Annotated in this window: 25 protein-coding genes, 1 riboswitch and 1 other annotated feature; of the genes, 5 read left to right on the top strand and 20 right to left on the bottom strand. The window is 29.8% G+C overall.

Going from position 1 to position 23,190, the window contains the following annotated elements; all coding sequences use genetic code 11:
• Positions 1–33: 33 nt before the first annotated feature.
• The 3 genes from DR024_RS04320 to DR024_RS04310 form a co-directional block, all read right to left on the bottom strand.
• Positions 34–441 (bottom strand): DUF1284 domain-containing protein, encoded by a 408-nt coding sequence (locus DR024_RS04320; RefSeq protein WP_027098114.1) that lies wholly within the window; start codon positions 439–441, stop codon positions 34–36.
• Entirely contained in the window at positions 434–970 is a 537-nt protein-coding gene (locus DR024_RS04315) for a biotin transporter BioY (protein ID WP_027098115.1), read from the bottom strand. The genes DR024_RS04320 and DR024_RS04315 overlap by 8 nt, the downstream gene beginning before the upstream one ends.
• Before the next feature lie 131 nt (positions 971–1,101).
• Entirely contained in the window at positions 1,102–2,265 is a 1,164-nt protein-coding gene (locus DR024_RS04310) for an iron-containing alcohol dehydrogenase (protein ID WP_027098116.1), read from the bottom strand.
• Between the two features lie 259 nt (positions 2,266–2,524).
• On the opposite strand from DR024_RS04310, the gene DR024_RS04305 reads away from it, so the two are divergent.
• Positions 2,525–3,085 carry a hypothetical protein gene (locus DR024_RS04305; RefSeq protein ID WP_027098117.1) on the top strand — a complete coding sequence of 187 codons (561 nt, stop codon included), beginning with the start codon at positions 2,525–2,527 and terminating at the stop codon, positions 3,083–3,085.
• 55 nt (positions 3,086–3,140) lie between these two features.
• Here the strand turns inward: DR024_RS04305 and DR024_RS04300 are convergent, their stop codons facing one another.
• The 16 genes from DR024_RS04300 to DR024_RS04220 all read right to left on the bottom strand — a co-directional run bounded on the left by DR024_RS04300 (position 3,141) and on the right by DR024_RS04220 (position 19,669).
• The gene (locus DR024_RS04300; RefSeq protein WP_111918210.1) at positions 3,141–5,333 is read right to left on the bottom strand and encodes a transglutaminase-like domain-containing protein; all 2,193 of its coding nucleotides are present in this window, start codon (positions 5,331–5,333) and stop codon (positions 3,141–3,143) included.
• A 1-nt stretch (position 5,334) separates the two neighbouring features.
• Complete coding sequence (locus tag DR024_RS04295; RefSeq protein ID WP_167539556.1) at positions 5,335–6,375, bottom strand: DUF58 domain-containing protein; 1,041 nt, start codon at positions 6,373–6,375, stop codon at positions 5,335–5,337.
• 85 nt (positions 6,376–6,460) lie between these two features.
• Positions 6,461–7,402, bottom strand: coding sequence for an AAA family ATPase (locus DR024_RS04290; RefSeq protein ID WP_065254487.1), 942 nt, complete (start codon positions 7,400–7,402; stop codon positions 6,461–6,463).
• 95 nt (positions 7,403–7,497) lie between these two features.
• A complete protein-coding gene (locus tag DR024_RS04285; protein WP_027098121.1) occupies positions 7,498–7,803 on the bottom strand; it encodes a hypothetical protein in 306 nt (101 codons plus the stop codon).
• Between the two features lie 213 nt (positions 7,804–8,016).
• The gene (locus DR024_RS04280) at positions 8,017–9,477 is read right to left on the bottom strand and encodes a glycoside hydrolase family 32 protein (RefSeq protein ID WP_055184539.1); all 1,461 of its coding nucleotides are present in this window, start codon (positions 9,475–9,477) and stop codon (positions 8,017–8,019) included.
• Between the two features lie 199 nt (positions 9,478–9,676).
• Positions 9,677–10,075 carry a VOC family protein gene (locus tag DR024_RS04275; RefSeq protein ID WP_027098123.1) on the bottom strand — a complete coding sequence of 133 codons (399 nt, stop codon included), beginning with the start codon at positions 10,073–10,075 and terminating at the stop codon, positions 9,677–9,679.
• 58 nt (positions 10,076–10,133) lie between these two features.
• Positions 10,134–10,589, bottom strand: a complete 456-nt coding sequence (locus DR024_RS04270; RefSeq protein ID WP_027098124.1) for a methylated-DNA--[protein]-cysteine S-methyltransferase — start codon at positions 10,587–10,589, stop codon at positions 10,134–10,136.
• A gap of 41 nt (positions 10,590–10,630) precedes the next feature.
• Positions 10,631–11,407, bottom strand: a complete 777-nt coding sequence (trpA, locus tag DR024_RS04265; RefSeq protein ID WP_099313832.1) for a tryptophan synthase subunit alpha — start codon at positions 11,405–11,407, stop codon at positions 10,631–10,633.
• The gene (trpB, locus tag DR024_RS04260; protein ID WP_111918208.1) at positions 11,400–12,578 is read right to left on the bottom strand and encodes a tryptophan synthase subunit beta; all 1,179 of its coding nucleotides are present in this window, start codon (positions 12,576–12,578) and stop codon (positions 11,400–11,402) included. Before trpB ends, trpA begins: the two co-directional genes overlap by 8 nt.
• Positions 12,562–13,191: a phosphoribosylanthranilate isomerase gene (locus DR024_RS04255; RefSeq protein ID WP_034866265.1), complete on the bottom strand. Its 630-nt coding sequence runs from the start codon at positions 13,189–13,191 to the stop codon at positions 12,562–12,564. Before DR024_RS04255 ends, trpB begins: the two co-directional genes overlap by 17 nt.
• Entirely contained in the window at positions 13,181–13,975 is a 795-nt protein-coding gene (gene trpC / locus DR024_RS04250; protein WP_027098128.1) for an indole-3-glycerol phosphate synthase TrpC, read from the bottom strand. Before trpC ends, DR024_RS04255 begins: the two co-directional genes overlap by 11 nt.
• A 15-nt stretch (positions 13,976–13,990) precedes the next feature.
• On the bottom strand, positions 13,991–14,998 hold the full coding sequence (gene trpD, locus DR024_RS04245; RefSeq protein WP_027098129.1) for an anthranilate phosphoribosyltransferase: 1,008 nt from the start codon (positions 14,996–14,998) through the stop codon (positions 13,991–13,993).
• Complete coding sequence (locus DR024_RS04240; RefSeq protein ID WP_027098130.1) at positions 14,988–15,563, bottom strand: anthranilate synthase component II; 576 nt, start codon at positions 15,561–15,563, stop codon at positions 14,988–14,990. Before DR024_RS04240 ends, trpD begins: the two co-directional genes overlap by 11 nt.
• On the bottom strand, positions 15,560–16,951 hold the full coding sequence (trpE, locus tag DR024_RS04235; protein ID WP_027098131.1) for an anthranilate synthase component I: 1,392 nt from the start codon (positions 16,949–16,951) through the stop codon (positions 15,560–15,562). The genes DR024_RS04240 and trpE overlap by 4 nt, the downstream gene beginning before the upstream one ends.
• 173 nt (positions 16,952–17,124) lie before the next feature.
• Positions 17,125–17,440: a binding site (T-box leader), on the bottom strand.
• Positions 17,441–17,545: 105 nt separating this feature from the next.
• Positions 17,546–18,415, bottom strand: coding sequence for a 4-hydroxy-tetrahydrodipicolinate synthase (gene dapA, locus DR024_RS04225; RefSeq protein ID WP_027098132.1), 870 nt, complete (start codon positions 18,413–18,415; stop codon positions 17,546–17,548).
• 114 nt (positions 18,416–18,529) lie between these two features.
• Positions 18,530–18,693, bottom strand: a riboswitch (Lysine riboswitch).
• A 142-nt stretch (positions 18,694–18,835) separates the two neighbouring features.
• Positions 18,836–19,669 (bottom strand): CvfB family protein, encoded by an 834-nt coding sequence (locus DR024_RS04220; protein ID WP_111918228.1) that lies wholly within the window; start codon positions 19,667–19,669, stop codon positions 18,836–18,838.
• A 126-nt stretch (positions 19,670–19,795) separates the two neighbouring features.
• Between DR024_RS04220 and DR024_RS04215 the strand changes: the two genes are divergently transcribed.
• Positions 19,796–20,788: a CehA/McbA family metallohydrolase gene (locus DR024_RS04215; protein WP_027098134.1), complete on the top strand. Its 993-nt coding sequence runs from the start codon at positions 19,796–19,798 to the stop codon at positions 20,786–20,788.
• 83 nt (positions 20,789–20,871) lie between these two features.
• On the opposite strand, the gene DR024_RS04210 is transcribed toward DR024_RS04215, so the two are convergent.
• On the bottom strand, positions 20,872–21,204 hold the full coding sequence (locus DR024_RS04210) for a hypothetical protein (protein WP_055184548.1): 333 nt from the start codon (positions 21,202–21,204) through the stop codon (positions 20,872–20,874).
• A 248-nt stretch (positions 21,205–21,452) separates the two neighbouring features.
• Between DR024_RS04210 and DR024_RS04205 the strand changes: the two genes are divergently transcribed.
• From DR024_RS04205 to DR024_RS04195, 3 genes are all read left to right on the top strand, one after another.
• The gene (locus tag DR024_RS04205) at positions 21,453–21,920 is read left to right on the top strand and encodes an Lrp/AsnC ligand binding domain-containing protein (protein WP_027098136.1); all 468 of its coding nucleotides are present in this window, start codon (positions 21,453–21,455) and stop codon (positions 21,918–21,920) included.
• Between the two features lie 110 nt (positions 21,921–22,030).
• Positions 22,031–22,237, top strand: coding sequence for a DUF378 domain-containing protein (locus tag DR024_RS04200; RefSeq protein WP_027098137.1), 207 nt, complete (start codon positions 22,031–22,033; stop codon positions 22,235–22,237).
• Positions 22,238–22,567: 330 nt separating this feature from the next.
• Positions 22,568–23,158 carry a putative ABC transporter permease gene (locus DR024_RS04195; protein WP_051195944.1) on the top strand — a complete coding sequence of 197 codons (591 nt, stop codon included), beginning with the start codon at positions 22,568–22,570 and terminating at the stop codon, positions 23,156–23,158.
• Positions 23,159–23,190: the final 32 nt, after the last annotated feature.

The raw sequence follows: 23,190 nt of genomic DNA, 5'->3' as shown, positions 1-23,190 counted from the left end.
TATATGGGGCATACATTATTTAATGTATGCCTTTTATTTTATCCAATATCTTTTATGCTCTTCTATAATTTCCTTCTTGCATATTCCCTTTTTAAACCATTCACATTCACTACATATGGTATATAAATTACTTTCAGTATATATACTATAAATATTTTCTATGAAATCTGAAAAGTTATATTCTTTCAATTCCAATCCAAACTCCTTAAGGGTTTTATTATCTAACCCTATTACTTTATTCTCCGTAACACATTTCCCCTCATCTCTATTAGGACAGGATACACAGATATCATCACACCCATTTACTATTAAAACTCTACATCTTGGATCTAACTTTATTTTTTTATGAATTTCACTCATCTTATCTACAAATTCTTTGCTATATCCATTTCCTCTATAAAAGAATAAACAATTAATATGATGAGGCCTAAGCTTAAGCATTTAACTTTATCACTCCAACAACTCTAATTCTTATAGATATTGCTACCATTATTCCTAAAGCTGTTAAAATTAAATCCTTAATTATAAATGGATATAATCCAGCTACTAATGCCCCTTCTAAAGTGAGTCCCATTAACAGCTTAAGCTGAATCACTCCAAATATATAATCAACAGCTAATCCAAGATATGCACCTATAAATGCTAAAGCCTTTTTATCTTTTTCTATAAAATATCCAATAATAAAAGCCATAAATACAAATCCTATTATATATCCTCCTGTAGCTCCAGTTATTATGTTTAATCCACCAGTAAAACCAGCAAATACAGGTAGCCCTATAGCACCTAACAACATAAATACAATAATAGACAAGGTCCCTAATTTCTTTCCTAATATAACAGATATAATTACAACTCCAAAGACCTGTAAAGTTAGTGGTACTGATGGTAATGGTATTGATAATTGAGAAAATACAGCCATTAATGCTGCTCCAACTCCAACCATTATCATTTCTCTAACAGATAACCTCATTTTTCTCCCCCTAAAACTTTTTTGTTAAGTATAATATTAAAATATAGCATTGTCAACTTATTTTATTTTATAAGTTGACAATTTAATTATAATTTTATGGGAGAAACTGCAAAACAATTTCTCCCATAAAATTATAAGGCTCTTTTATAAATATAATAAACATCTTCCCAATCTAAAGGCATAAATCCTTTATCTAGGTTAAACCTAACTGCCTGTTTAGCCATTATTTCTAGCTTTTCTTCACCAATTCCTAACTCACTTAGAGATGATGGTATTCCTAATTCATTAAAGAAATCTCTTGTTTTTTCTATTGCCATATGAGCAATATCATTTTTATCAAGACTTGAATTTATTCCCCAAACATTAACGCCATAATCAACAAACTTATCCAATGTTTTATCATTAATTACATATTCCATCCAATGTGGAGTAAGTATAGCTAATCCAACTCCATGAGTTATATCATAGAAAGCACTTAATTCATGCTCCATAGGATGAACACTCCATTCTCCACCTCTACCATATGTTAATAACCCATTTATAGCCCAGCTTGATGTCCACATAAGGTTAGCTCTAGCCTCATAATTTTTAGGATCCTCAATTGCTATTTTCCCATACTTAATACAGGTCTTTAATAATCCTTCACATAATCTATCTTGCATGAATGTACCTTCAGTTGTATTAAAATACACCTCAAATATGTGACTCATTATATCTGCTGTACCTGCTGCTGTTTGGTTCTTTGGAACAGAGTATGTGTATTCTGGATCAAGTATTGATACTCTTGGCTTCATTTTTTCATGTCCAAGTCCTATTTTATTATTACTTTGGGTATCTGAAATTACGGCAAAGGCATCCATTTCTGAACCTGTTGCTGACAATGTAAGAATACTTAATATAGGTAATACTTCCCCTATTTTACTTGGATCCATAACAATATCCCATGGATCACCATCATAATTTACTCCTGCTGCAATAACTTTTGTACAATCTATTGTACTTCCTCCTCCAACAGCTAAAACCATATCTATGTTATTTTCTCTACAAATTTTAATTCCTTCTCTAACACTTGTAATTCTTGGATTAGGCTCTACCCCTGACAATTCAAAACATTCAATTTTATTTTCACTGCAAATTCTTTTAACATCATCATATAATCCTATTTTCTTAATACTTCCTCCCCCGTAAACCATAAGCACTTTTTTACCATACTTACTTAATTCTTTTCCTAAATTTTTAATTTGACCTTTTCCAAAATAAACTTCTGTTGGTATTGAATAATGAAAGTTTTCCATATCTTTTATGGCCTCCTAAAAATTAGTTTAGATAATAATTTTATAATTTCCTTACCTTTACGAGTGTTATGGATATTTGTTTCTATGTTACTTGGAACGCAACTACGGAACAAGCAAGATAAATGTCCACCACACCTTTTTATATATTATACATCTTTAATAGTATATATTTAAAGTAACAAAATCATTCTTTGTGTATCAAAACCCCTAGTTTTTAAATAGTATATAGAAACAGTAATAACTGTATTGAGGTGAAAAAATGAATCCTTTATTAAATATGCTATTTGGCAACATGATGGGTGGAATGGGCCCTGGTGGTGGAATGATGGGAGGTAATCCACTAATGAGTATGCTTATGGGCAATAGAGGTGGAGGTAATCCTATGATGGGTGGTAATAACCCTATGATGGGTGGCGGAAACCCACTTCTAAGTATGTTAATGGGCGGTATGAATGGTGGAAGAAATAATAATAACAACAATATGAATCCTCTCATGAGTATGATGCAAAACATGAACAGAGGTAATGGAAATCCCATGACTAATATGAATAATCCTATGGGAAACAATGGTGGAAATATGAATAATAATAACCCACTAATGGATATGCTCAACAACATGATGTCTCAACAAGGACAACCCCCTAATATGAATGGCATGAGCAACATGAACGGTATGAACAATGGTATGAACAATGGTATGAGTAATCCTTTAATGGATATGTTCATGGGAAATCAAGGTGGAATGAACAGCATGAATAATCCTATGAATAATGGTGATTCTGGTATTAACAGACATAGTCGTCATAGACATAGGCATTAATTTTTCATGATAATGAGGAAAGAAAACAGGAGGTGGAAATCACCTCCTGTTTTCCTTATCTTTTTATATAATTATAAATTTCCTTATTAACCCTATATGCTTCTTGTAAATCTTTCTTAGACACCTCTTTAAATGCATACTTATATTCATAATAACTCTTCATCAAGTTTAAAAAGCCAACATCTATATTTGATTCTACCCTTTGAGCAAATATAAGTTCAGTTTCCCCCAAATAGGGTTCTATATCTACTTTTTCAAGTAACTCAATACACTCCTTTATTAAAGCTTCAAAGGTTTCTTCCTTAGTATATTTCTTGATTCTATATAAAAATCTATTTCGTTTAGTTAAATATAAAATTAAGTATATTAACCAAACAATAAATATTATAAATAAAACACCTAACATAAATAATGTAAAACTAACCCTTAAGCCTGAAAGGCTTCCACCACTTTTTTCATTATTTTCTTCAATAATATCTACTTCTCCGCCCTCTGAAGATGGTGTTGGATCAAATATTTTCCAACCATACCCTGGTATAAAAACTTGTACAAACGCATGTCCATTCGACTCTCTTACTACATAATTTCCATTTTCATCTTTTTCTGTAACAAGATATCCTTCTACATATCTAGCAGGAATTCCACTTGATCTACAAAGTAAAGTCATGGCTGTTGCATATTGAACGCAATATCCCTCTTTTCCTGTAAATATAAAGTAGTCAATATAACTTCCTTTTTCTCTATTTACAGGTAGTTCTAAGCTATATACATACTCCCCCGACAAAAAGAAATCTCTAATACTAGCTGCCTTATCATAATTAGATTCCTTATCCTTAGTTAATTCATTAGCTAGATTTTTCATTCTATCAGTAACATCATCCTCTATATTAAGATATACTTCATCTATTAAATCATTATATTTACACCTATTATTTTCTCCACCGGCCCTAAGTAATTCATTAAATCTATCTAAATTCATATATTTCATTAATGCTTCTTCAATTGTGTTTTCTGATGGCTCATCATTTATATATTCAATATTATAAACTTCACCATTTCTAAAAACCTTTTTATCATCAAAGAATAATTGTTCAAATGAATTTAAATATAAGTGTATTACTTTTTCATCTAAGCTTGAAATATTTACTGACGAAGTATTAGAAGGGTGAGATAAAAAATAACTATCACTATCATTTATTTGAATCCATAACTTTCTATATAATTTATTATCTCTTTCTTTAATTAAGTTTTCATAATCTTTATTTTCTTTGCCTGCTCTTTCTAAAAAATAAATTCCAGAATCAATTTCATATTTCTTATATTTGTAAGTAATTAGTTCACCTTCTTTAAAATCTTCTGTTTCATATTTCCACATTCCATTTTCAAATTTATCAAATGAATGATCTATTAAATATCTTACATCTTCTCCTTGAACTGTATAAACAATATTATTTGAATTTATTCCTGTAGATTGGTTTACCTCTCTAATAGAATTACCTTTTATATTAAATCCAGAAATATTTGATGTACCCATGTATAAATTTGTAATTCTTCTTACATTATCAAGAAAATCATTTTGAGGCAATCTAGCTGGAAGTGGTAAAAAATATGCTATTAAAAAAATTAATCCGCAAAAAGCTACCATAACCTTAAAATAATCTTTTTTCTTTATATTTATTATCTTATCTATTGATAGTCCATCTTTTTTTGTTCCTTCAATAAATAGAGAAATTATTAAAATTATAAATAGAAATACTATAATATTAGTGAATAAAGTTCTTTGAATATACACACCTTTTATATAAGAAACTAATACTATAAGAGACATTAGAAATACCATAGGCCTTCTAAAAATATTTACTGTAAAATAGTATCCTAAAGATGAAAATGCAAAAGATATGAAAATAATCGCACCATATATATATCCTAAGTAATCTCCAATTACTCCTCCACCACCAAATGCCCATTGATAAAAGGTTTCTTCTACCATTAAATCACTAACACTAACTAAAAAATAAGTAATTCCTATAGATAATATACCAGCTACTAAGTATAAGAATATCCCCCTTCTTTTCCAATCAACAACCAACTTATATAAGCAGAAATAGCCTAGAACTAAGACTCCAATAATAATTGAATAAAGTATATTAAACCTTCTATAGATCGAATAAAATAAAATTTCACTCCCAATAAGTATAAAGAAAAAGGATAGTATATTATCTAATAAGTGATTTTTAAATACCTTCATATCATATCCCTTCCAAGCTATAGTCCATTTTTAAATATAGCTCTTCCTCAAAGGCTTTTCTTTTATCATTGCTAACAACTATAACTTTATCATTTCGAACTTCCAAAGATCTTACAAGCTCTCCAAGTTCATTATCTTTATTACTTGTAAAAATTATGTAATCAGATTTTTTATCTTCATTTAATGCTAATTTTCTAAATCTATTATTTTTAGAATATATAAACTCATAGTAACTGAAATAATTTTGCAACCAAACTATACTTTCAATTTCACTCGATGAAAATATTCTCCATCCAGTCTTTTCCCCTATAACAATATCTACTTCTAAGTCATTGTTAATAAATAAGTCTATAATACTTATAAATCCTTCTATAATTAAATCTTCAACTAATTCCACATCCTTAGATTTTAAAATAAGAGGATCTAAAATAACTACCTTTTTATTAATATCATTACTTATACTTTTTCTAATCATTAATAAATTCTTCTTTGAGGACAACTTCCAGTTAACTCTATTTAAAGGATCTCCCTCTGAATACTCTTTGAACTCATATCCTGGTTCACCAACTATTATATTAGTTTCCCCATCATCAACCTGTGATTCCTCAAATTTATTATCGACTAAATAATCACTACCATCTAACTCTATTAATGATGGCAAAATGGCTATTTTATTTATACACTCTTCACTCTCAATATTCTTTTTAAATAACCCCAGTAAGCTTCTTATACAAATTGATGAAAGTTCGATTCCACCAACACCTCTATGAATAGCCCTAAACCTTAGTTCTAATTCTTCTTTTTCTCTTCCTCCTATTGATACTCTTGTTATATTATTTTCATCTGAAATGACATTGTTATTGTATTTAATTTCATAATCTACGAAAGGTATTGGTACCCACCCATGATTCTCTATCTCTACATTGCATAAGAAGCAAGTATTCTTTTCAATACTATCAACTTCACATGTAACTTTAGCATCTAAAACTTTTCCAAAGTAAATAAATAATAATCCATCAATAATAGGTGCAATTATAATCATGTATAACAATACATAATTCTCTTTTAATTCAAAGATATAGGTAAAAATATAAGATAAAATTAAAATTATTATATATGAAATCCAATTACCCATTTAACACCTTGCTAGTATTTTTTATAGCATTATTTACACACTCTAAAACTATATCTGAAGAATTTTGCCCCTTTACTCTTGCACCAGAAGATAAAATTATTCTATGAGATAATACATCAACGCTAACTTCCTTTACATCCTCTGGAATTACATAATCCCTTCCTTGTAAATAAGCTACTGCCTTTGATGCCTTTAGTAATTGTAAACTTCCTCTCGGGCTAGCTCCTAAAGTTATTTTAGGATTATTTCTTGTTGAAGTAACTATATTAATAATTAAATCCTTGATATTATCACTTACTCTAACTTCTTCAATTTCCTTCTGCATAGTAATTATATCTTCACTTGTAGCTACAGCTCCAAGATTATTTAATGGATTTTCACCTGCAAATCTATCAAGTATTTCTTTCTCTGCTGATTTAGTTGGATATCCTATAGAAAGCTTAAATAGAAATCTATCCATTTGAGCTTCAGGTAACTTATTAGTCCCCTTACTTTCAATAGGATTTTGTGTAGCCAAAACCATAAATGGTTCTGGTACTTTTCTTGTAATTCCATCTATTGTAACTTGTCTTTCTTCCATTACTTCTAAAAGACTAGATTGTGTCTTTGCTGATGCTCTATTAATTTCATCCCCCAGTAAAAAGTTACAACTTGCTGCTCCTGATTTATAAATAAACTTTCCTATAGAAGGATTATACATTGTAAACCCGGTAATATCTGATGCCATTACATCTGGGGTAAATTGAACCCTATTAAAAGTTCCTGATACAGATTTTGCTAAAGCACCAACGCATTGTGTCTTCCCCACTCCAGGAACATCTTCTATAAGAACATGTCCATTTGTAAGTAAAGCAATTACTATTCTCTCTATTACTTTCCTCTTTCCAACCATAATTTTTTCCATATTATTTATTATTTCGTCCACTTTACTCATAAATATTCCCCTTTCCCTTTATCCTTTCTAATAATATAATACCATATTTTTCTAAAAACAAACAAAATGAACTACCCATAATGAGTAGTTCATCTCTATTTTATCTTTTTCTTTATACCTTCATATAAATAATCCAAATAATCTGTATCAACATTATTATCCCTTAGAATTTTCATTCTATCTTCAACTTTTTTTATAGATTCCTTTGCTTCTCTAAAATCCTTCTGTTTTATACATGTACTTGTATATTCTAAAAGATAATCTATTTTTGTTATTATCTCTGCTAAATCTTGTCTTCCTTCATTAACCAAATCAACAAGTAATGGATAAATCTTATGAGAAGTATTCTTCTTTACTTGAAAAAGGAAATCATTAGTACTACTTGTAGTTTTCTTTGCCATTTTATCTACCTTCTAAATCTTTTTTTGTAGGCATAGAATCTATAGCTTCATAACTAGTACAAGTTATAGCTTAACTCATCTACACCATTTTCTAAACCTTCTATAGTCACATTTCAGAACTAAAATGAATTATATCACCCTTCCTAATTTTATTCAAATCTATATTCTCCGTGACTTCCTCTATTAAATATTAATATCACCATACATAATACTTTACTCATTAAATTTAAACCCGCCTAAACTCCAGATATCTAATTTATCAATTTTAAGTTTTCCTTCATAAGATATTATTTCTAGTCCATTGCTACCTTCCTTCGGGTAAATTCTACTTGAAACAACAGTTTCTCCATCATTTAAGAATATCTCAACAGCAGATTTATCCATAAACATATGAACCTTAATTTTATCCTTAAGGTTATTTAGTTTAAACTTTCTAAAACTTTTTAATCCTTTTGCCATTGCACTATTATCAAATACTCCATAATTCTTAGTAAAATCTATTTTTAAGGATGCATATTCTATTTCTCCAAGGGCTAGCTTTATTTCAAATAGCGATGACTCATATTTTTCCACGTCTAAAACAAGCTCATAAGAATTTTCCATAACATTATCACTTTTCCAAGATACTATTTCTACTTTTTCTAAGCTTTCTATCTTATCTTTTCTTAGTTCCTTCATCTCTATTAAAGGTTTTTGAATTAGTTTACCATTTATAAGTTTTAGCTCTCTTGGCATAGTTAAGCAATGTACCCATCCTTTATTTACTGTTGGATGATATTGCTCCTCTTCAGGTAACCCCATCCATCCAAACATTATTACTCTACCTTTTTCATCTTTAAAACTTTGCGGAGCGTAAAAATCAGTACCAAAATCTAACTCCTTAAACTCTCCATGCTTAAATTCTAATGTATCAAAATTTAGCTCACCAACTATATATCCTGCTTGGTATATATTTTGATATCTAAATTCTTCTCTTTCTAAACCTTGAGGTGAGAATATTAATACATCCTTTCCTTCTATATTAAGCAAGGCTGGACATTCCCATATGTATCCAAAGTTATCATATGAAGTCTTTATTTCACCTTCATAATTCCACTTTTCAAAATTCTCTGAACTGTATAAAAGGGCTCTACCTTTTAAATCTTTTGTTTGAGCACCAATCATAAAGTAATATTTACCATTTCTCTCAAATATATTAGGATCTCTAAAATATGCTGTATATCCTTTAGGTATTTTACCTACAACTATTCCCTTTTTCTCTACATTACCATACTCATCACATATTGCTCTACATTGATAAGCTTCTCTTTTTCCATACTTATTTTTAACATTCCCTGTATATAACAGCTCTAGCCTATCTTCCATAGCATATCCGCTACCTGAATACACTCCATTTTTATCATACCTATTAGTAGGAGCTAACACCGCTTTAGGGTATGAATAATTAATAAAATCCTCTGTAGTAAATAGTCCCCAATGTTTAAATTTATGTTCACATCTAAAGGGATTCCATTGAAAGAATATATAATATTTCCCTTTATATTGAGCTAATCCATTAGGATCATTTACAAGACCAAATGGTGCTTCTAAGTGATAATTTAATCTCCAATTATTTCTTCTTTTTCTTTTATAGAATTTTGCTGCATTTAAAGTTATATCTTCTAGTCCTTTCATTCTAAACCTCACTTAATGTTTTAGCAGTTCTTTTAATAACCTACTTTCATAATCATACCCTTAACCAACCACCTATTATACCACCTATATATAGTAATATAAATAAATTTATATATTAATTAAATGCTGAAGTAATCTTCATCTTGTCTCCTTATATACAAAAAAGAGAAACCAAATAGATTTCTCTTTTTAAGACTTACTAGTGAAGCATAACTCCCTTATTATCTTCCCTAACTATATAACTATTTCCATCAGGATCCTTAAAGGTAAACATTCTTCCAGTTGGCAATTCTAAAAATTCGCCTACCTTAATTCCTCTTTCTTTAAACTTTTTATATGTTTCTTCTATTTTTACTGCCTTAAATAATAAAGAAGGATGACTAACATCTATAATCTTATTCTTTATAGACATCTTATTAATATCATACAGTACTATATTGGTAGACTCATCATTTGCAGGACCTACCTCAACCCATTTCATATTAGGTCCCAAAGGATGCTCTTCCTTTACTATAAAACCTATCTTCTTTGTCCAAAATTCTTTTGATACATCTTGATCTTTCACATATAAGGTTATCTCTTCAATTCTCTCAATCATGGAAATTCTCCTTACAAACATAATTTCTATATTATAAGTATAACCCTATAAAAAAATACTATTTATATTTACTTTCTAATTCTAATAAATATTGCTTTTTATCTAATCCACCAGCATATCCAACTAACTTACTATTTGATCCTATCACTCTATGACAAGGAACTATAATTCCCAGTGGGTTTTTATTATTAGCCCCACCAACTGCTCTTGATGCCTTTTCATTCCCTATTTCCTTAGCTATATGCTTATATGAAACTGTTTCCCCATAACTAATCTCTTTTAGCTTATCCCAAACTTTCCTTTGAAATTCAGTTCCTACAGAATACTTTATATTTATATCAAAGTCCTTTCTCTCCCCCTGAAAATACTCTTCAAGCTGTATCTTACATCTTGAAATCTCCTCACTTATATCCTCAGGTTTCATAGCTTCCACAAAGTCTGTAGCTATAATATAGCCATCTTCCTCAATTATTTCAATTATTCCAATTGGAGATTTATAATATCCATATTTCATTAGTTAACACCTCTATATTTAATCTTTTTTTATAATAGTATCTAATCTTCTAATTCTGATTTAATATCTTTAGCAAGATTGATTGCATCTTCCTTACTAGAATTTATTCTTCTTACAATGGCACTACCAACTATAACTCCATCACAAAATTTTCTTATTTCCCTTACTACATCTACTGACGAAATTCCAAATCCTAAACATATAGGAGCATTAGTATTTCCTCTTACTCTATGTAGGTAATCTACTATATCATCCCTTAGCCTACTTCTTTCACCAGTTGTTCCATTAGAGGAAACACAATAAACAAATCCTTTAGCTCCATTTACTATCTTAGCTATTCTTTCATTTGAGGTTGGTGCTACTAATGGAATTAAATATATCCCACTTTTTTCACAAAGCTCCTTAAGTCCCCCTCTTTCCTCTAAGGGGATATCAGGGATTATTAATCCATCAAATCCTGATTCACTTGCTTCTTTTAAAAACTTCTCTACGCCTCTTGTATATACTAAATTATAATAAATCATTATTACTAAAGGTATACTACTACTTTTTCTTATTTCTCTACCACATTTAAATATATCTTTTACTTTAAATCCATTTTTTAATGCTCTACAATATGAATCTTGTATTATAGGCCCATCAGCTAAAGGATCACTAAATGGAACCCCTAACTCTATTATATCAGCCCCAGACTTTTCTAGCTCCAACACTATATTTTTTGTTTCTTCTATGCTAGGATCTCCACAAGTTATAAATGGAATAAATGCTTTTTTTCCTTTTAACCTTAGTTCTAAAAACCTTTCATCTATTCTATTCATATCTATCCTCCAAATACTTTACTACTGTATCCATATCCTTGTCCCCTCTGCCTGATATATTAATTATTATAATTTTATCCTTTGACATTTTCCCTGCTACTTTTTTAGCATAAGCTATAGCGTGAGAAGATTCTAAGGCTGGTACAATCCCCTCTATTTTAGTTAAATATAAGAAAGCATCTATTGCTTCCTCATCCTTAACACTATCATATTTAGCTCTTTCTATTGAATCTAAATATGCATGCTCTGGCCCTACAGCTGGATAGTCAAGACCAGCTGAAATAGAATAAGCTTCCTTTATTTGACCATCATCATCCTTTAATACATATGTCATCATACCATGAATGACCCCTGTATTTTTATCATGAATAGCAGCTGCATGTTTACCAGTTTCAATTCCTCTTCCTGCTCCTTCTATACCTATAAGTTCAACTTCTTCATCATCTATAAAAGGATAAAATATTCCTATAGAATTACTTCCTCCCCCTACTGGAGCTATTATACATTCTGGAAGCCTCCCCTCTTTTTCAAGTATTTGTTTCTTTGCTTCATCTCCTATTATTCTTTGAAAAACTCTTACCATTATTGGATATGGATGAGGCCCTGCAACAGTCCCCATTACATAATAGGTATCTTCAACATTTGATACCCAGTATCTTATAGCCTCATTTACAGAATCTTTTAGTGTCCCATTTCCACTACTTACTGAAATCACAGTAGCTCCCAATAATTCCATCTTTTTAACATTAAGAGCTTGTCTTCTTATATCCTCTTCTCCCATAAAAATTTTGCATTCCATTTTAAACTTTGCTGCTACAGTAGCCGTTGCTACTCCATGTTGTCCTGCACCTGTTTCAGCTATTATTTTTTTCTTTCCCATTCTTTTTGCTAACAATATTTGTCCTATTACATTGTTTATTTTATGAGCTCCAGTATGGTTTAAATCTTCTCTTTTTAAATAGATTTTAGATCCTTTTAAATCTTTAGTCATATTCTCTGCATAATACAGAGGACTTGGTCTTCCCGTATAATCTTTCAAGTAATACATATACTCTTCCATAAATGCTTCATCGTTAATGGCTTTATAAAACTCATCTTCTAGTTCCTTTAATGCATTCATTAATGTTTCTGGAACATATTGTCCTCCAAAATTATTAAACTTCCCTTTCATACCTATCCCTCACTTTTCTTATAAATAGTTCTACTTTATCTCTATCCTTCTTTCTAATCCCATCCTTATCAACTTTCTCTACTCCTGATGATATATCAATTCCATAAGGGTTAACTTTACTTATTCCTTCAAGAACATTATCTTCATTTAATCCTCCTGCCAATATTATCTTATTGCTTATATTAATATCTTGAAGTAAATTCCAATCAAATAGTTCTCCGCTACCTGGCATACTGCTATCTAAAACTAATGCATCCACTCTATAATTCATTGCTTTCAACATATCATCTTTAATTCTTATATTAATACCTTTCCAGACCTCCTTGCCAACTATCTTTATTGACTCTATAAAGTCATTCCCCTCTTCTCCATGAAGCTGAATAACATCTAATGGAACTTCTTTTATCACTTCTTTTATAAAGTCTTCTGAATTATTTCTAAATACACCTACAACCTTAATTCTTTTATCTAGCTTTTTATATAGCAAACAAGCCTCTTCTATACTTACTTTTCTTGCGCTTTCAGCAAATACAAATCCTATATAATCAGGACGTAAAAAATTTAGAAACTCAACTTCGTTCATTTTTGTTATTCCACATATTTTAATCTTCATATTTTGATCCCTTAAATGCTTTATACTCTTTAATAAATGAATCATTATTTAAATTTCTCATAAACATTTCACCTACAAGTACTCCATCTACTCCCATATCTTTAATAATCCTCAAATCATCACATCCTCTTATTCCACTTTCAGATATTACAATCCTATTCTTAGGAATATACTTAATTAATTCTTCCGTTGTTTTTAAAGTTGTTTCAAATGTTTTTAGATTTCTATTATTCACTCCTATAATTTCACAGCCACACTCTAAAGCTAACTCAAGCTCTCTTCTATCATGAATCTCCACTAATGGCTCTAATCCTATTTTTTTACTCTCATCATAAAATACTCTCAGTTTCTCTTTTAAAACACTAACTATCAGTAATATTCCAGAAGCTCCCAAAACCTTTGTTTCATATATTTGATAAGGATCCAATATAAAGTCTTTTCTTAGTATTGGCACAGTACTATTAAATTGAAGCTGTTTTATATAATTATCCTCTCCTAAAAATAAATCCCTCTCAGTTAGAACTGAATATGCATCTATTTTTAACTCCTTATAAAACTCATGAACTTTCTCTATATTAAAGTCTCTAAGGATTACTCCTTTTGAAGGTGATGCTTTTTTAAACTCCCCTATTACCGATAAGTCCTTCCCTTTCAATACATCTTTAAAATTTCTTTCCTTAGCTTTTATAGTAAATGCTTTATTATACACTTCTTCAAAGGGTACAACTGCTTTACTTTCTAATACTCTTATTTTTTTCATAGATATTAAATCATCTAGTATCATTAGCCTTCCCCTTTCCTAAGCAGACCTTAACTCTAAATATTTATCATAAGCCTTTCCTGAATATATTAGATCCCTAGCTAATTTAATCCCATCTTTTAGAGAATCTACTACCTTAGCTACATACAAAGCAGCTCCTGTATTTAATACAACAATGTCTCTCTTTGGACCACCTTTTCCCTTTAATATATCCACTATTATCTTTGCGTTATCATTTGGTGTCCCACCAACTAAAGCTTCAGGCTTACAAAGCTCTATTCCATAATCACTTGGATTTAATATATATTTATAAAGCTTCCCATTTTTCACTTCACAAACAGTGGTAGTAGTAGTTGTTGTTATCTCATCTAATCCATCATCTCCATGAACTACCATTGCCCTTTCTAGCCCTAAGTTTAATAATACATCTCCAACTGTTTCTATTAAATTCCCATCATATACTCCCATAAGCTGTCCAGTTAATGGAGCTGGATTCAAAAGTGGGCCAACCATATTAAACAATGTCCTAGTGCCCAGCTCCAATCTTTCCTTTGCAACATTCTTCATTCCTTTGTTATAAGAAGGAGCAAGTAGAAATGCCATTCCTTTATCTTCTATTACCCTTTTACTTTCTTCTTTTGTATAATCGACTTTAATACCCAACTCTTTTAAAACATCAAAACTACCACTTTTACTTGATACAGCCCTATTTCCATGTTTAGCCACCTTTACTCCTCCACTAGCTGCAATAATTGCTACAGCTGTTGATATATTAAAAGTATTAGCTCCATCTCCACCTGTCCCACAACAATCAATTAAGTTCTCCTTTTCCTCTACATCAACCTTCACAGTTTCCTTTCTTAATGCTTTAACTGCTCCTAACAATTCTTCTGAAGTTTCTCCCTTAACCTTTAAACCTATCAGGAATCCACCCTTCTGACTGGATGTAGCTTCCCCCCTCATAATCTCTTCCATTACTTCTCTAACTTCATCTTCTGACAAATCTATCTGCATAACTAACTTCTTCATTGCATCATTAATTTTCATAACATATCCCCTCCACAAAATTCTTTAAAATTCTTTTTCCCTTTGCTGTAAATATAGATTCAGGATGAAACTGCACTCCAAATATTTTCTTTTCTTTATGCTTAATTCCCATAATTACTCCATCTTCTGTTTCAGCTATTATTGATAATTCTTTAGGTAAGCTCTCCCTTTCTATTACTAAAGAATGATATCTCATAACATCTATCCTCCTAGAAATTCCTTCAAAGATATCATTTCCTCTAACGTTTATTTTTGAGCTTTTTCCATGACATATCTTATCTGCCCTAATAATATTGGCTCCAAAGGCTTTTCCTATAGCCTGATGCCCTAAACAAATCCCAAAAATAGGAATATAATCTCCAAGTTCTTTAATTAGTTGAACTGATATCCCAGCATCTTCTGGCCTTCCAGGTCCTGGTGATATAACTAATCCTTTTGGATTTAAATTTTTAATTTCTTTTAATGTTATTTCATCATTTCTATAGACTTTAACCTGTTCAAATTCACTTAAATATTGATATAAATTAAAAGTAAAGGAATCATAATTATCTATTAATACAATCATCTTAACGCCTCCTTTAGTGCCATTAATTTATTTTGAGTCTCTTCAAACTCTTTTTCTGAATCTGAATCATACACAACACCACCACCTGATTGAAGATATGCAATTTTATCTCTTAACACTAAAGTTCTAATTGCTATACACATGTCCATATCTCCACCATAAGAAAAATATCCTACTGCTCCTCCATAAATTCCTCTTTTCTTATCCTCTAGCTCCTCTATTATCTCAATTGCTCTTATCTTAGGCGCTCCAGATAATGTTCCTGCTGGCAAACATGAAGCTAGAGCATCAAATGCGTCCTTATTCTTTCTAAGAACCCCTACAACTTGGCTTGTAATATGCATTACATGAGAAAATCTTTCTATCTTCATAAAATCCTTCACTTCCACAGTCCCCACTTCACTTACCCTACCAATATCATTTCTTCCTAAATCAACTAGCATTACATGCTCCGCTCTTTCCTTTTCATCATTTATTAATTCTTCTTCTAACTTTAAATCTTCATGTTTACTTCTTCCTCTTTTTCTTGTACCTGCAATAGGATTAGTCATGACCTTTCTTCCTTTTACAGCAACCAACCTTTCTGGAGAAGATCCAATTACTTGATAGCTATAATAATCTAGAAAAAACATGTACGGAGATGGATTTCCTTCTCTTAGACTTCTATATATCTCAAGAGGTGGTTTTTCCGTTTTGCAATACATTCTTTGAGATGGAACAACCTGAAAAATATCACCTTTTTTTATATAATCTTTTGCCCTATCTACCTTTTTCATATATTCTTCTTTTGTTGTACCAAGTTTTATTTTTATAACTTTCTTTTCTAACTCCTTATCATATTTAATCGGTTTATTTATTAATTTATTAAAATACTCCCTTTGACCACCTATAACTTCCTCATACTGGCACTTATTATTTGGAAATACATTATCAACTACATATACCTTGTGAGTAAAATGATCATAACAAATATATCTTTTATAAAAATTAAACCTTATTGTAGGTATATCCAATTCATCATAGTTATTAAGTTTTAATTTTTTCTCATATAACGCTATAGTGTCATATCCCATATACCCTATAGCTCCACCTTTAAACGAAAACTTATTGCTTTTATTATCAAAATCAATTTGTGTTTCCTTTTTTATTGTTAATATATCTTGTAAAGTTTCTCCAATGACCTCTTTATAAGGGCTATCGCCTAAATAAGAATATCTTCCAAACCTATTTTCTTTACATCCACTTTCTAAAATAAACTTTCTTTCTCCATCTAAAGCTTTAAATAGTGTTATTGGAGTAATTTCATCCCCTCTAAATTCACTTATAATAGAAAATACTTTTTTAGATTTAATATTTTCCTCAAATTGTTCTTTTGAAATATTAATCATGTTTACTCCCCCTTTTTATAAATAAATTTACATATCACTTAAATACTTAAGTTATGAACAGATTGTCTAATTATATAGTTTTTTTCAGTGCACTCTGGATTTCGGAAACTCATATTAACAACAGACTAGGCACATATAATTTCCTAAAGAATAAAAAAAGTCACTTCATCCTATAATGGGACGAAGTGACTCGTGGTGCCACCCATTTTTTGTATAACAAAAGTGTTTATAAAAACAAAAGATACTTCATCCCTTAGGACGAAATACCTTATTTCGCTATGCCACCTACGTTACACACAATCTTTACCAGGTACGGAACTTAATCGATACCCTGTCCTTTTAACGGCGGACTTCCCGTACACCTGTACTATAAATTCCAAGTGTCATCTCAAAGACCCATTCAATAAAGGCTACAGCACTTGGATCACACCACCCCAAGCTCTCTGAAACTAATTTCCTATACCTACTCTCTCTTTTCACTGACTTTAATTTTTATTTATTCACATTATATTCAAGTATTCCTTAAAATTCCAATAGTGTTTTTCTGGATTTTTCTTTATTTAAACAACTCTACTAATATATCCTTTAAAATCCTTACTGTAACACAATATTGCTATCCAATTCATTTTTTAGCTCTTCCGATATTGGTACCAATGGTAGTCTAACTTCATCAGAATTAATTAATCCTATTTTCTTTAACATATATTTTATAGGTGTTGGATTAGGCTCTTTAAACAGTAAAGGAATCATAGGAGAAATCTCCTTCCATATTTCTAGAGCTGCTTTCGCATCATTATTTTGTATATAATCATATACTTTTATAAACTCTTTAGTTTTCAAATGTGCTGATGCTGTTACTCCACCATCTCCACCTAGTAATAATGAACTATAAAATAAATTATCTTCTCCTGATAATACGCTAAATTCATCTGGCTTATTTAACAAAAGCTCTATAGTTTTATTAAAATCTCCAGATGCATCTTTTACCCCAACTATATTTTTCTCTTCTGATAATCTTAGGATCGTTTCATTTTCCATATTTCTTCCAGTCCTATATGGAATATTATATAATACAATATCTAAATCTGTACTTTCAGATATTTTTTTGAAGTGTTCATATATTCCTCTTTGATCTGGTCTATTATAATATGGACTTACAGATAGTATTCCTTGTACTTTATGCTTTTCAACCACCTTCAATTTATCAACTACACTTCTTGTACAATTTCCACCTAGTCCAATTATTACAGGTACTCTTCCATTTACCACTTCCATTGTTTTAGATACTATCTCTTCATATTCCTTTTCTGAAAGAGTTGGTGTTTCACCAGTTGTACCTAATGGCATTAAGCCATGTACCCCTTCATTGATATAATGATTTACCAACTTTTCATAAGATACCATATCTAATTCATCATTTTCAAATGGTGTCACAACTGGCACCCAAAGTCCTTTTACTTTCATATTTCTTACCCCCTATTTATTAAGGTAAGGGCAAATCTATTAAAAAAATAATACCCATCATTAAAAATGATGGGTAGAGTATTTATACTAATAGATTATACATATAGATATTTAAATCTGTGTAGCCCTCCACTTACGTGACAGTTATACAAATATTATTTGCATACCCAGAAAATAGCTTTGCCTCTATCTCCTTCGGCTAGTATTCCTTTCATCTATTATCATAGTGTGCCCACTCCTATAGATTACTCTTAATAACTAGCGCCTCTACCTCTATTACTTATTCAATTTCTTAAATAATAACTCTAATAGTATATTTTGTCAACAGCTACAAATTTACATTTCCAAATTAATCATGTCTCCATGACATAATTAAAACAAAAAAGAGAAATCTAATTAAGATTTCTCTAATAATTGAATCTATTTAATTAATTTTGTCCCTTCGCTATTTTGCTCTATTCTTCCTTCTTTCATTAAACCGCCAAGTGCCATCTTAAAATAGTTTTTAGATGTATGGAAGGTTTCTTTTATTAATTCAGGAGCGCTCTTATCATTAAAAGGCATATATCCATCATTTTCAAGTAAATAGCTTACTATAGATTCCTTTAACATTTCCCTTTCATCAAGTCTCTTCTTTCTATTAGTTATACCAATTATACCATCTTCATATATTCTTTTAATTCTACCTTTAAACTTATCCCCTGGATATATATCTGTAAAATGTTCATTTCCTAAGATTATAGCTTCATATTTACCATCAATAGCTACCCTTATTGTCTTTTCTCCACCTTTTCCATATGCTATAACTTCTACTTCATCGCCAACTTTAAAGCCTTCACCTTTTTCTATGTAAGGATCAACATATGTAGTTGCTGCTAATCTATTAGTTTTATCTAGATATGCATATAACAAGTACTTCTTGCCTGTTACCAATTTAAACTTTTGTTCTTTAATTGGTATAAATATATCTCTATCTAAGCCCATATTTGCAAAAGCTCCAAATGAACTTTGACCAACTATTTCTAAATATGCAACTTCTCCTACCTTTATCAATGGCTTTTTCATAGTTGCAATTGGCCTATCCTTAGAATCTCTATATACAAATACTTCTACTTCTTCTCCTACTTCTATTTCTTCATTAAATATCAAATTATTTGGCAATAGAATATCATTCCCGTTACCATCAGTTAAATAAAAACCAAATTCAACTTTTCTATCTACTTTTAAAGTATTATCTTCTCCAATATAAATCATAGATAAATCTCCTACCTTTTCCTTTTGTATTCTACTTATTTTATCATTACTATTGATTATTGTCATCATTTCATACCTTTAAGCACTATATATATTATAGTAAACATTTTTTAAGAGGGAACGGGTTTGGGCAAAAGTAAAAAAAAGAATAAAATATTAAAATGCTTTTATGGAATTCCACATTGTCATACGGCTTTTTCTACTGGTCGTGGCACCCCTAATGATGCCTATGAATACGGTAAGAACACCCAAATAGATTTCATGATAATAACTGATCACAACTCCTATTTAGGCAAAGATTTATATTGGAATAATAAAGAAATATCAAAATGGAATGTAACTAATGCAATGGCAGAAAGATTTGCAAAAAAAAATGATTCATTCTTACCAATGGTTGGTTTTGAGACAAAAACTTCTCTATATGGTGATTTTAATATAATTAATTCTAACACATACTTTAAGGGGATAATTAAGGACATAAACTTACTAATTCTATGGATGCTAAATAACCCCGAAGCTATTGTTACTATTAATCATCCACATAGAAACATTACTTCCTTAGCTTATAATGAGGTTTTAAATAAAATTATAACCTCTATGGAAGTTGGAAATGGATCTTACCCTAATAAATATATTCGTCACGATAAATATTACTATTCTCTTCTTGATAAAGGTTGGAAGCTTGGGGCTATAAATAGCCAGGATAACCATAGACTTAATTTTGGTGATAGTGATAACCTTACAGGAATATTAGCTTATGAACTAAAAAAAGATGAACTTATAGATGCATTTAGGGAAAGAAGAACTTTTTCTACAGAATCAAGAACTCTTGAAATGTATTTCACTATAAACGATTCTATGATGGGAACTGAAATTATTCTTAAGGATGACACATTACGATTTATGATATTTGCTGAAGATAAAAATAACAAAATAAAATCTATTGAAATAGTTACAAATAAAAGTACTATAGTTAAAAAAATTGAAAATATTAACCTTAATTCTATAAAATATTTGTATGATCATAAATATATTGAAGGGGAAAGTTGGTATTTAATTAGAATTTGGCAACAAGACAATAGGCTTGCCATAAGTTCCCCAATCTTTATTGAAAAATAAACAAGTTAAGTGAATATTTGTTTCACTTGATTTTATAACTTCCTTAAAAACAAAAAAATCCCTAATTTTAGGGATTTTATATTTTAATCATTTTTTTGATTTTTTAACCTATTTGGTTTAGCCTTTGGTTTTATTACTATTTTCTTCTCATTAGACTTCTTTGGTCCTCCAGTTTGCTGAATATCCATAAACCAGAAAAAAGAAATAACTGTTACAGCCATAACTATCATTTGTATTACCATTCCTTCTGGTCTAACAAATAACTGTATAGCAAAACCTATAATTGCTACAGCAAGTGGTATAAATTTATTTATTCTAATCTTTGTAAATACCCATTTCTTACATAGCATTATAATCCCTAATAGTACAGCAAACATGATAACTAAATATAATGCTGATATTAAAAAGTTTACCATCCGTCACATCCTCCTTAACTTTAACTATACTAATAATATTAGAGTAAAATGAACAGTTTTTCAAGTAGAATTATTATATATAATAATTCTTATATCTCCTTACTAAAATATTTATTTTTTGATAATATCTTGATAAAATTTTAATTTTAATTAGCATTTTTTGCTTTTTTATAATTTTTCCTTTGAAATTCATACATTTTTTGATAAAATAGAAATTAGTAATATATGAATTAAAATGAGGTGGCAATATGGCATTAAATCCTAATCTCCAATTAGATGAATTAGATCTTCAAATATTAGAATTACTTATAAAAGATTGTAGAACACCATACCTGGAAATAGCAAGAATATGTCATGTTAGTGGAGGAACTATACATGTCAGAATGAAAAAGATGGAGGACATGGGAATTATCAAAGGTTCAAGAATTCTACTAGACCTTGCAAAACTAGGATATGATGTATGTTGTTTTGTTGGTATATATGTAGATAAAACTTCTTCTTTTTCTTACGTTTTTGAAGAAATGAAGAAAATAAACGAAGTTGTAGAATTGCATTTAACAACAGGTGATTATTCAATGTTTGCAAAAGTTATTTCAAAAAATATAGCAGATTTACAAAATACCTTGCTAGAAAAAATAAATAATATTGATGGTATTCAAAGAACTGATACATTTATATCTCTTTCTCAACCAATTGATAGAAATATAACTCTTTAAAGAAGAAAACTCGCTTGTTAGCGAGTTTTCTTCTTTAAATCCATTCTTAGAATAAAACTTTTTTTTATGGTTACACTATATATCGTAAACCATAAAAGGAGTGTGTTTTTATGAAAATATTAGATACAATAGCACTAACACTAGTAATAATAGGAGCTGTAAACTGGGGACTTATTGGTTTCTTTGAATTTGATTTAGTTGCAGCTCTATTTGGAGAAATGACCGCATTTAGTAGAATAATATACGGCCTAGTTGGTATTGCAGGATTATATGCAATCTCTTTCTTTGCAAAGAGTCAGTATAAAAGCGTAGAATAGTTACCCTAATAGTTCAGCATAGAGTTTGCTGAACTATTTTTAATGTCTAGGAAAATATATAAATTTTTGAGTAACAAATTTGAGTAGCAAAATCTTATGGATACAGAACTTGAGTGGTGAAAATATGCTAAGACGTTAAAAATAAAAATTATAATGCCACCACAGAACACCAAAAGCAAGTTTTGGAACCTGTGGTATGACTAAAAAAGTGACTTCTTCGCTAAAGGGTGACAAAGCCACTTTTTTAATGTTTAAGATAATTTTAAGCTTATCTTTAATATTTTATTAATATTGTTATTATATAATTTATTTAAAAGAAAGGAGGGTAATATGAATATTCAAAATTTGCTATCATATAATTTCTATAATTTATTTTTTTATTTTATTATTTACTCTTTCTTAGGTTGGTGTGTTGAAGTTTTATACGCATATAAGAATCAAAAAAAGTTCGTTAACAGAGGCTTTTTGCATGGTCCTCTTTGTCCTATTTACGGACTATGTATTTCTTCCATGGTAATTGTATTAGATAACATAAATGTTACTCTTCCATTTTTATTAGTAGTAGCTACAATTGTTATCTCCATTATAGAATACCTGACTGGATACATATTAGAAAAGTTATTCAAGACAAAATACTGGGATTATACTGATGATCCATTTAATATACATGGTAGAATTTGCTTACACTTTTCTATTATGTGGGGTATAACCTCTGTAAGTGTAGTAAAGATAATTCATCCACTAGTTAAATATATAGTAACATCTATTACTCCACTTCTTAGCACTATATTATTTTGCTTACTATTTATTTTACTTATATTTGATTTTTCACTTACGATTTCAAAACTTGTAAACTTTAAAAAATTTGATTTAAACATACAACTTGGAACATTATCATTATTTAATAGGTTAAAAAAGTAATTTATTTAAAAGAGCCGGCGCTAATTAATTAG

Source organism: Clostridium paraputrificum, assembly GCF_900447045.1.
GTDB lineage: Bacteria > Bacillota > Clostridia > Clostridiales > Clostridiaceae > Clostridium > Clostridium paraputrificum.
Note: the sequence above shows the minus strand (reverse complement) of the source record. Positions and strands in the feature narration are given on the sequence as shown.